The sequence below is a fragment of the Propionivibrio sp. genome (assembly GCF_029255185.1).
Lineage (GTDB): Bacteria > Pseudomonadota > Gammaproteobacteria > Burkholderiales > Rhodocyclaceae > Propionivibrio.
The window spans coordinates 1-1,934 of the sequence record NZ_JAPUVO010000008.1; the positions used below are offsets into that span (position 1 = coordinate 1).

4 protein-coding genes are annotated in these 1,934 nt (G+C 62.2%); all 4 read right to left on the reverse strand.

Translation table 11 applies throughout. The annotated features are described in order from the left end of the window. The coding region (locus Q1J43_RS00080) for a hypothetical protein (RefSeq protein ID WP_301100243.1) at positions 1 to 270 on the reverse strand (270 nt) is incomplete at its 3' end. Between the two features lies 1 nt (position 271). Then, a complete protein-coding gene (locus tag Q1J43_RS00085) occupies positions 272 to 631 on the reverse strand; it encodes a hypothetical protein (protein ID WP_301100244.1) in 360 nt (119 codons plus the stop codon). Between the two features lie 101 nt (positions 632 to 732). Next, entirely contained in the window at positions 733 to 1,131 is a 399-nt protein-coding gene (locus tag Q1J43_RS00090; protein WP_301100245.1) for a hypothetical protein, read from the reverse strand. 34 nt (positions 1,132 to 1,165) lie between these two features. Next, positions 1,166 to 1,934 (reverse strand): phage major capsid protein (locus Q1J43_RS00095; RefSeq protein ID WP_301100230.1); only part of this gene is annotated, 769 nt, incomplete at its 5' end.

Sequence of the window (1,934 nt, forward strand, 5' to 3'; positions counted from 1 at the left end):
AAACCGCGCCAGAATCTGCGTCGATGTCTGGCCGCTGACACCCAGATTCGACAACACGGTAAAGGGTTGCTTCAACAGAATATTGGCGCGTTCGAAAACGCCCTTCGAATAGCTGATGCCGTTGACGGTACCCGGATTCGCAATCCCCGCGCCGCCGAAGCTGCTATCCGCCGAGCCGCAATTCTGCACAAAGCTGTGCCCGATCAGAACAATGGTGTTCTTGCGCGGCTGAACGACGCGCGGCGAACGCCGGAAAAGCAGTTGACCCATATCACACCCCCCGCAAAATCAGGTTGAGGACGCGATCCGCCGCCTGCGCCACCGGCACGCCCGCCGTTCCGGAACGAATTTGCAGCCATTGCACCGCCGCGAAAGCCGCCGGATCGAGCATCAAATAGCGGGCGGTATCGGCCAGCACCATGAACTCGCCCGCGCTGTCGTCATACATGTTGCTCCAGCTCGCGCCGCCGTCCGGCGACATCTGGAACGTCAAATTGGCGGTCGTCCATGCTGCGGGCATGACGATGCCGAACAGCCTGAGCCCGCCGAGATTGACGCCGCCGGACAAGGATTGCCCGGAGGCAATCGTCACCGGCAACGCGTCAAGCACGTTCACGATCGTGTTACGCATGAGAAAAACTCCGTAATGAAGTATGGGGTTAGGGGTTGGAAGATGCGGGCCAGAGAAACGGCGAAAGATTTCTTCCGCGCCTCTCCGGCCCCACCCCGCCCTTACTGCGTCGGCGCGTTGCGCGGCGCGCCAGCGATGACGCTGGCATGGCTCAAAGCGCCCGTGGTGGCTCCCGTCGTGGTGATCACCATCTTCACATACCGTTGCGCGCCGATATAACCGACTTGCTGCACGGTGTTGTTACCCGCCGCGCTGCTAACGGCGGCAAAAGCGCCGTCCAGATCGGAAGCCGCACAGGCCGTGTAAGTCGTGCCATCCACCGAATGCACCGCCGAAGGCGTATGCGTGCCGTCCGTCCATGTGCCGAACGAAACGGCGAGGACGGCGGAGTCGAAGCCGCGCAAATCCACCGCCGTGCCCGTCGCCGTGCCGTTGGTTCGCACCGCAGGCGCCAGCGACGGCGTCACCAGAATTTTCCGCAAAAGATCGCGTGTCGTCATGAAGAGTCTCCCTGTTTTCAGATCGGAATGAGATTTACGAAGCCGAGAATTTCAACAGCTTGATCGCCTCGAAATTCACCACGTCGCCGCCGACGCGCTTGCTGCAGCGGAACTTGACGAAAGGCGCGGCGGTATAGGGATCGCGCAGCACGCGCAACCCGATACGATCGACGATGGTGTAGCCTTCCTCGAAATTGCCGAACGCCGCCGAATAGCTGCCCACCGCGACCTGCGGCATATCCTCGGCCAAGATCACCGGATGGCCGAGCAGCGTGGCGGGAACCCCCGCCTGCAAGCCAGGCTGCCAGATATAGGCGTTGGAAGTCGTTTCCTTGAACTTGCGGATCATGTCGGCGACGGCGCGCGGCAACAGCCAGCTCGCCTTCGGCAAATATCCGGCGCGCAGTTTGTGCATCAGGCCGATCAGCACGTCGCTGCCGTTGCTGGCCGAGAAGCCGCCATCCGCGCCGGTGACCACATGCTCCAAAACGCCCCAAGCACGACTGTTGTCGCTCACCGCCTGCGTGGCATAGCTCAGGAAGCCGCGCGGCTGCCCGATGCCGTCGCCGCTGACGAACGCGGTGTTCTCGCTGCGCGAGAATTTTCCGGCCACGCGATTGATCAGCCATTCCTCGACATTGATAATGGCGTCGTCCAACAGCTTCTGCGTCGCCTTCGGCTGCGCGTAAAGCTCATGCACCGGAATGCGGATGCGCCCGATGCTGCCCTGATCGGTGTCGGCGCGGGTGCCGAGTTCGGAAACCCATTGCGCCACCGGCTCGTTGGTGTCGCGCAGCATCTCG

Coding starts and splice junctions, on each gene's coding strand:
- Q1J43_RS00085 (WP_301100244.1), bottom strand. CDS start 631: ATGCGTAACACGATCGTGAACGTGCTTGACGCGTTGCCGGTGACGATT.
- Q1J43_RS00090 (WP_301100245.1), bottom strand. CDS start 1,131: ATGACGACACGCGATCTTTTGCGGAAAATTCTGGTGACGCCGTCGCTG.